Annotated in this window: 5 protein-coding genes; 2 read left to right on the forward strand and 3 right to left on the reverse strand. The window is 66.3% G+C overall.

Annotation, left to right across the window (positions count from 1 at the left end; genetic code table 11):
- Positions 1-59: 59 nt before the first annotated feature.
- Together OEL49_RS03430 and OEL49_RS03435 are read right to left on the reverse strand one after the other, a co-directional pair.
- On the reverse strand, positions 60-1,241 hold the full coding sequence (locus OEL49_RS03430) for a patatin-like phospholipase family protein (protein ID WP_287874004.1): 1,182 nt from the start codon (positions 1,239-1,241) through the stop codon (positions 60-62).
- A 177-nt stretch (positions 1,242-1,418) separates the two neighbouring features.
- Positions 1,419-3,695 carry an NADP-dependent malic enzyme gene (locus OEL49_RS03435; RefSeq protein ID WP_014235255.1) on the reverse strand — a complete coding sequence of 759 codons (2,277 nt, stop codon included), beginning with the start codon at positions 3,693-3,695 and terminating at the stop codon, positions 1,419-1,421.
- 445 nt (positions 3,696-4,140) lie between these two features.
- Between OEL49_RS03435 and OEL49_RS03440 the strand changes: the two genes are divergently transcribed.
- Complete coding sequence (locus OEL49_RS03440; protein WP_014235256.1) at positions 4,141-6,000, forward strand: phosphoenolpyruvate carboxykinase (GTP); 1,860 nt, start codon at positions 4,141-4,143, stop codon at positions 5,998-6,000.
- Between the two features lie 101 nt (positions 6,001-6,101).
- Positions 6,102-7,259 carry a pyridoxal phosphate-dependent aminotransferase gene (locus OEL49_RS03445; RefSeq protein WP_287874005.1) on the forward strand — a complete coding sequence of 386 codons (1,158 nt, stop codon included), beginning with the start codon at positions 6,102-6,104 and terminating at the stop codon, positions 7,257-7,259.
- A gap of 145 nt (positions 7,260-7,404) precedes the next feature.
- Here the strand turns inward: OEL49_RS03445 and OEL49_RS03450 are convergent.
- Positions 7,405-8,157 (reverse strand): hypothetical protein (locus tag OEL49_RS03450; protein ID WP_287874006.1); only part of this gene is annotated, 753 nt, incomplete at its 5' end.

Below are 8,157 nucleotides of genomic sequence, written 5' to 3' on the forward strand. Positions count from 1 at the left end.
CTTAATACTTCAAGAAAAATAATGAGATGGCGTAGTTTCCTTAAGCAATTCAACAGGTTTCAACCCAGGTCAAGGAAGGCCCGCACCTCGTCGCCCCGGGCCAGGGTGTCCCGGTAGCCCAGATCCATCAGGGCCTGGGTGTAATCGGCCTGAAACAGGAGGTAGCTGGTGAGGGCGCCGCCATTGCGGCGCAGGGCGCCGATGCCGGAAAGCAGGGTCTTCACCGGCCAGGGCAGACTGCGGGCGTGGCGCGCCGCCAGGTGGTCGAGCCGCTCCGAGGGCGACAGCACCAGGGTCTGGATCGGCCGCAGGGCCAGGCCCGAGGCCTGCCGCACTTCCGGCGGGATGACCGAGAGGGTGCGGTTGATGCGGGTCAGGCGTTCGATATCCACCGCCAGACCGTCGAGGAAAATGGAGGACAGGGCGTGGCCCGCTACCTGGGCCAGGGACGGGTAGCCTTCGCCGCCGCCCCGGGCCTGGCGCTCCTGGCCCAGGCGGCCGGCGGCCACTACCAGGATGCGCTCGGCCCCCAGGTGGATGGCCGGGGCGATGGGTGCCAGCTGGCGCATGGAGCCGTCGCCGAACCACTCCCGGTTGAGCTTCACCGCCGGGAAGATGAAGGGAATGGCGCAGGAGGCCATCAGGTGTTCCACCGTCAGGCGGGCCCGGGCGCCGACCCGCTGGGCCCGCTCCCAGGGGGCGATATGGGCCAGGCCTTGGTAGAAGCTGACGCTCTGCCCGGAGTTGTAGCCGGAGGCGGTGATGCACAGGGCCTGCAGGGCACCGCTGCCCACCGCCCGGTCGATGCCGTGGAAATCCAGCTCCCCGGCCAGCAGTTCGCGCAGGGGGCCGTTGTCGAGCAGGGAGCGGGGATTGCGCCGCAGCAGCCAGCCGAAGGCCAGGGCCGAGAGCCAGCGGGCACCGGCGATGCCGACGCCGAGGGCGTCGCCGCGATAGACCCGGTTGACCTCCATGGCCTCCCACACCCCCACCAGGCGCTGCACGGCGCCGCGAAAATTTTCCGCACCGCAGGCCAGGCCGGCGGCATTGATGGCGCCGGCGGAAGTGCCGCAGATGATGGGGAAGGGATTGCGCCGGGCATCGGGCAGCAGTTCGGCGATGGCCCGCAGCACCCCGGCCTGATAGGCGGCCCGGGCGCCGCCGCCGGACAAGACGAGGGCGGTGGCACCGGCACTGCCGGGAGGCAGGGAGGACGGGGAGTTTGAAGGGGAGTCAGCCATCATCCCAGTGTAAGGCGGGCCCCGGGCAGGATCACGTTGCAATGCAGCAGGGACGGGCCTCGCCGCCATGGCCGGCCCAGGCATGGCGCCCCGCCAGGGCCGGCGGGCAGACGTAAAAACGCCCCGGCGCCGGAGCGTCGGGGCGTTTGGGGCCGGCAGCCGGGGCCAAAGCCCGGATCAGCGCTCGGTGCCCGCATCCACCACCGTCAGGGCCGTCATGTTAACAATGCGGCGCACCGTGGCGGTGGGGGTCAGGATATGCACCGGCCGGGCGGTGCCGATGAGGATGGGGCCCACGGTGAGGTTGTCGCCGGCAGCCGTCTTCAACAGGTTGAAGGAGATGTTGGCGGCATCCAGGGTGGGCATCACCAGCAGGTTGGCCTGGCCCTTGAGGCGGGAGTTGGGGAAACCCTGCAGGCGGATCTGCTCGTCCAGGGCGGCATCGCCGTGCATTTCGCCTTCGGCCTCCAGTTCCGGCGCCTGTTCGGCCAGCAGCTCCAGCACCTTGCGCATCTTCAGGGAGGTGGGGGTGTCCTCGGTACCGAAGGTGGAATGGGAGAGCAGGGCCACCTTGGGCGTGATGCCGAAACGGCGGATTTCGTCCGCTGCCAGCAGGGTCATCTCGGCCAGCTGCTCGGCGCTGGGATCGTAGTTCACATAGGTGTCGCCGATGAACACGGTGCGGCCCGGCAGCATCAGCAGGTTGAGGGTGTAGTAGCTGCTGGAGCGGTCGTTGGTGCCGATGACGTGCTTCACATAGAAGCGGTGCAGCTGGTGCCGGCCGAAGGTGCCGCAGATGAGGCCGTCGGCCATGCCCAGGCGCACCGCCAGGGAGCCGCACAGGGTGTGGCGGCGGCGCACTTCGCGCTTGGCGTAGTCGAGGGAAACGCCGCGGCGCTCCATCAGGCGGTGGTATTCCTGCCAGAACTCGTCGTAGCGGGGGTTGTTGTCCGGGTCCAGGATGTCGAAGTCCAGGCTCTCGCGGATGCGCAGGCCGGCGGCTTCCACCTTGGCATTGATCACCGCCGGGCGGCCGATGAGGATGGGCCGGGCGATGCGCTCTTCCACCACCACCTGCACGGCCCGCAGCACCCGCTCGTCCTCGCCTTCGGCGTAGATGATGCGCTTGGGCGCCGCCTTGGCCTGGGCGAACACCGGCTTCATGATGAGGCCGGAGTGGTACACGAACTCGTTGAGGCTCTGCAGGTAAGCGGGCCAGTCGGTGATGGGCCGGGTGGCAACGCCCGAATCCATGGCGGCCCGGGCCACGGCCGGGGCGATCTTGACGATGAGGCGGGGATCGAAGGGCTTGGGAATCAGGTACTCGGGGCCGAAGCCGGAGACCTTCTCGCCGTAGGCGGCGGCGACGATCTCGCTCTGCTCGGCCCGGGCCAGTTCGGCGATGGCCTTCACCGCCGCCAGCTTCATCTCTTCCGTAATGGTGGTGGCGCCCACGTCCAGGGCGCCGCGGAAGATGAAGGGGAAGCAGAGGACGTTGTTCACCTGGTTGGGATAGTCGGAACGGCCGGTGGCGATGATGGCGTCGTCCCGCACTTCCTTCACCAGGTCGGGCAGGATTTCCGGGGTCGGGTTGGCCAGGGCCAGGATCAGGGGATTCTTGGCCATCTTGGCCACCATGTCCTGCTTCAGCACGCCGCCGGCGGAGAGGCCGAGGAACACGTCGGCGCCCTCGATGACCTCGCCCAGGGTGCGGGCATCGGTCTTCTTGGCATAGCGGGCCTTGATCTCGTCCATCTCCTCGACCCGGCCTTCATAGACCACGCCCTTGATGTCGGTGACCCAGATGTTCTCCACCGGCACCCCCAGCATCACCAGCAGGTCGAGACAGGCCAGGGCGGCAGCGCCGGCACCGGAGGTAACCAGCTTGATCTGCTTCAGGTCCTTGCCCAGATAGGTGAGGCCGTTGAGGATGGCGGCGCCGACCACGATGGCGGTGCCGTGCTGGTCGTCGTGGAAGACGGGGATCTTCATCCGTTCCCGCAGCTTCTTCTCAATATAGAAGCACTCGGGGGCCTTGATGTCTTCCAGGTTGATGCCGCCGAAGGTGGGCTCCAGGGAGGCGATGGTCTCGATCAGCATGTCCGGGTCGCGCTGCTCGATTTCCAGGTCGAAGACGTCGATGTTGGCGAATTTCTTGAACAGCACGCCCTTGCCTTCCATCACCGGCTTGGCGGCCAGGGGGCCGATGTTGCCCAGGCCCAGCACGGCAGTGCCGTTGGTGATGACGCCCACCAGGTTGGCCCGGGCGGTGACGGTGGAGACTTCGGCCGGATTGGCGACGATCTCTTCGCAGGCGGCGGCCACCCCGGGGGAGTAGGCCATGGAAAGGTCGTACTGGTTGGTCAGCTGTTTGGTGGGCTGGACCGAGATCTTCCCCGGCTTGGGATGGCGATGGTAGTAGAGGGCGGCTTCGCGCAGCTGCTTGTTGTCCATGGTTCTATCCACTATGCAAAAAGTCGTTTCACGATATGAAAGAATATATCAGGGTAATCCCCCATAGTCGAGTTTCTATTGGACTGATCCTGTGGCATAATCCCGCGCTTTCCTGAATCCCGCCGATTCATTCACTGTAGTCAAGGGCTCACCGCGCCACAACCAAGCCGAGCATGCTTTTCACGGCAAACCTCCGCAGGCAGGCCAGTTCCTCTCCTGCGATCTCCGACAGCGACGCCCTCCGCGCCGTGTGTCTGTGCGCGTGCCCCACAGTGAGCAAACGGTCGCTCCCCAAGAAGAGCCGCACTCAGGAAAACCAGGACAACGCGCTCCACGAAAAGCTCGCCCGCCCTCACCGAGGTCGGGCGTTTTCGTTTTGGCGGTCCTGATTTCTCTTTAGTTTCATTTTTCGGATTTTTTACCTCTTCCTGGAGACCTGGAGACCATGAGTACTTCCAACACCGTCGCCCCGATCAACGCTCCCGATTACGTCAAACACGAGGGCCTCAAGAAATGGGTGGCGGAAATCGCCGCCCTCACCCAGCCTGACCGTGTTTATTGGGCAGACGGTTCCCAGGAGGAATACGACCGCCTGTGCGCCGAAATGGTCGCCGCCGGCACCCTGATCAAGCTCAACGAAGCCAAGCGCCCCAATTCCTACCTGGCCTTCTCCGATCCTTCCGATGTGGCCCGCGTCGAAGACCGCACCTACATCTGCTCCGAGAAGAAGGAAGACGCCGGCCCCACCAACAACTGGGAAGAGCCCGCCAAGATGCGCGAGACCCTCAACGGCCTGTTCAAGGGCTGTATGAAGGGCCGCACCATGTACGTCATCCCCTTCTCCATGGGTCCCCTGGGTTCCCCCATCGCCCATATCGGCATTGAAATCACCGACTCCGCCTACGTGGTTGTGAACATGCGCACCATGACCCGCATGGGCAAGGCCGTCAGCGAACTGCTGGGCACCGATGGCGAGTTCGTGCCTTGCGTGCACTCCGTGGGCGCCCCCCTGGAGCCGGGCCAGCAGGATTCCAAGTGGCCCTGCAACCCCACCGTCAAGTACATCGTGCACTACCCCGAGACCCGTGAAATCTGGTCCTACGGCTCCGGCTACGGTGGCAACGCCCTGCTCGGCAAGAAGTGCTTCGCCCTGCGCATCGCCTCCACCATGGCCCGCGACCAGGGCTGGCTGGCCGAGCACATGCTGATCCTGGGTGTGGAATCCCCCGAAGGCGAAAAGACCTACGTGGCAGCCGCCTTCCCCTCCGCCTGCGGCAAGACCAACTTCGCCATGCTGATCCCGCCCAAGTCCTTCAACGGCTGGAAGATCACCACCATCGGCGACGACATCGCCTGGATCAAGCCCCGCGTGGACAAGGACGGCGTCACCCGCTTCTACGCCATCAACCCGGAAGCCGGCTTCTTCGGCGTGGCCCCCGGCACCAGCGAGAAGACCAACTTCAACGCCCTGGCCACCCTCAAGGAAAACATCATCTTCACCAACGTGGCCCTGACCGATGACGGCGACGTGTGGTGGGAAGGCCTGACCAAGGAAGCCCCGGCTCACCTGATCGACTGGCAGGGCAAGGACTGGACCCCGGAAGACGGCAAGGCCGGTCGCAAGGCTGCCCACGCCAACTCCCGCTTCACCGCTCCGGCCGCCCAGTGCCCCTCCATCGATCCGGCCTGGGAAGATCCCGCCGGCGTGCCCATCTCCGCCTTCATCTTCGGCGGCCGCCGCGCCACCACCGTGCCCCTGGTGTACCAGGCCTTCAACTGGAACTTCGGTGTGTACATGGCTGCCACCCTGGGCTCCGAAACCACCGCTGCCGCCTTCGGCGCCCAGGGCGTGGTGCGTCGCGACCCCTTCGCCATGCTGCCCTTCTGCGGCTACCACATGGGTGACTACTTCAACCACTGGCTGAAGATGGGCCACACCGTGGAAGCCACCCCGAAGATCTTCTGCGTGAACTGGTTCCGCGTGGACGAAGAAGGTAAGTTCATGTGGCCCGGCTTCGGCGACAACATGCGCGTGCTGAAGTGGATCGTGGAACGCTGCAAGGGCACCATCGCCGCCAAGGAAACCAAGCTGGGCTGGATGCCCCGCTTCGAGGACATCGACTGGACCGGCACCGACGTCGACAAGGCCGACTTCGACGCCCTCACCACCGTGGACGCCGATGCCTGGCAGAAGGAACTGGAACTGCACAAGGAATGGTTCGACAAGCTGGGCGAAAAGCTGCCCAAGGAACTGACCCTGAAGCGCGAACTGTTCGAACTGGGCCTGTTCAAGGACGTCGCCTAAGCACCAGCGCCTGCGCTAAGATTGAGAGGCCGCCCCAGGGCGGCCTTTCTTTTTGCCCGCAGCCCCTCCCCTCTACACCCACCGCCCCACGGAAAGCCGCCATGCCCGTCTCCGCCCCCCGCCTCGCCGACATCGCCCCCTTCCACGTCATGGAACTGCTGGGCCGGGCCCGGGAGCTGGAAGCCCAGGGGCGGGACATCATCCATATGGAAGTGGGCGAACCGGACTTCCCCACTCCGGAACCCATCCTCGCCGCCGCCCGGGAATTCCTGCAGGACGGTCGCGTCTTCTACACCCCGGCCCTGGGCCTGCCCGAGTTGCGGGAAGCCATCTCCGGCTTCTATCGGCAGCGCTACGGCATCGCCGTGCCGGCCAGCCGCATCGCCATCACCGCCGGCGCCTCCGGCGCCCTCACCCTGGCCCTGGCCTGCCTCGCCGCCCCCGGCAGCGAGTGGCTGCTGACGGACCCGGGCTATCCCTGCAACCGCCATTTCGTACGCGCCTTCGAAGGCGTTCCGGTCAGCATCCCGGTCGGCGCCGCCAGCAATTTCCAGCCGACCCGCCTGGACCTGGAACAGCACTGGAACGAACGCACCGCCGGCGCCCTCTTCGCCTCGCCGGCCAATCCCACCGGCACCATGCTCGGCGCCGCCGAACTGGCCGACATCGCCGACTTCGTGCGCCAGCGCCAGGGACAGCTGATCATCGACGAGATCTACCACGGCCTCACCTACAACGGCGACGCCCCCACGGCCCTGGCGGCCGGCGACGACATCTTCGTCGTCCAGAGCTTCTCCAAGTATTTCCAGATGACCGGCTGGCGCCTGGGCTGGCTGGTCATTCCCGAACCCTTCGTGCGGGACGTGGAGAAGCTGGCCCAGAATCTCTTCATCTCGGCTTCCACACCGGCCCAGCACGCCGCCCTGGCCGCCTTCCAGCCGGAGACCATCGCCCTGCTGGAACAGCGCCGCGCCGAATTCAAGGCCCGCCGGGACTATCTGGCACCGGCCCTGGAAGCCATCGGCTTTCGCATCACCGCCCAGCCCGAAGGCGCCTTCTATCTCTACGCCGACTGCAGCGCCCTGACCGACGACAGCTTCGGCTTTGCCCGCCACCTATTGGAAGAGGCCGGCGTCGCCATCACTCCCGGTATCGACTTCGGCAACCACGGCGCCAGCAGCCACGTCCGCTTCGCCTACACCAACGCACAAGCACGCCTGGCCGAAGGCGTGGAACGGATTCGCCAGCTACTCGCCTGACACCCGCCAGCACCGGGCCCCACTCGCAGCCTCCAGCACCATGCTTCCCAATCCGCCTGCTGACTTGCCCGGCGGATTCCCCAAAAGAAAACGGACAACAACCCCCTAGGTCGGGGGTTGTTGTCCGTTGTGCCTGTTCCGCCGCCTATTTCGGGCGGGAGCCGGTCGGAAAAGGCCAGGCGGCAGCCGGGTTCAGGGCGGACTTCAGGCCCGGAGTGGCGGCGGTGGAGGGGGTCGGAGCCGGCGCCGGAGCAGCGGCCGGAGCGGCAGCAACTTCGGGCTTCTTCTCTTCCACCTTGGCGGGAGCCGCAGCGGGTTTGGCCGGAGCAGCCTTCTTTGCAGCGGGCTTGGCGGCAGCCTTAGCCGGAGCAGCCTTCTTCGCAGCGGGCTTGGCAGCAGCCTTGGCGGGAGCAGCCTTCTTCACAGCGGGCTTGGCAGCAGCCTTGGCCGGAGCAGCCTTCTTCGCGGCGGGCTTGGCAGCGGCCTTAGCGGGAGCAGCCTTCTTCACAGCGGGCTTGGCAGCAGCCTTGGCGGGAGCAGCCTTCTTCGCGGCGGGCTTGGCAACGGCCTTAGCGGGAGCAGCCTTCTTCGCGGCGGGCTTGGCAGCGGCCTTAGCGGGAGCAGCCTTCTTCACGGCGGGCTTGGCGGGAGCCTTAGCGGGAGCAGCCTTCTTCGCGGCGGGCTTGGCAGCGGCCTTAGCGGGAGCAGCCTTCTTCACAGCGGGCTTGGCAGCAGCCTTGGCCGGAGCAGCCTTCTTCGCGGCGGGCTTGGCAGCGGCCTTAGCGGGAGCAGCCTTCTTCGCGGCGGGCTTGGCAGCGGCCTTAGCGGGAGCAGCCTTCTTCGCGGCGGGCTTGGCAGCGGCCTTAGCGGGAGCAGCCTTCTTCGCGGCGGGCTTGGC

This window comes from Azospira sp. (genome assembly GCF_030247495.1).
Taxonomy (GTDB): Bacteria; Pseudomonadota; Gammaproteobacteria; order Burkholderiales; family Rhodocyclaceae; genus Azospira; species Azospira oryzae.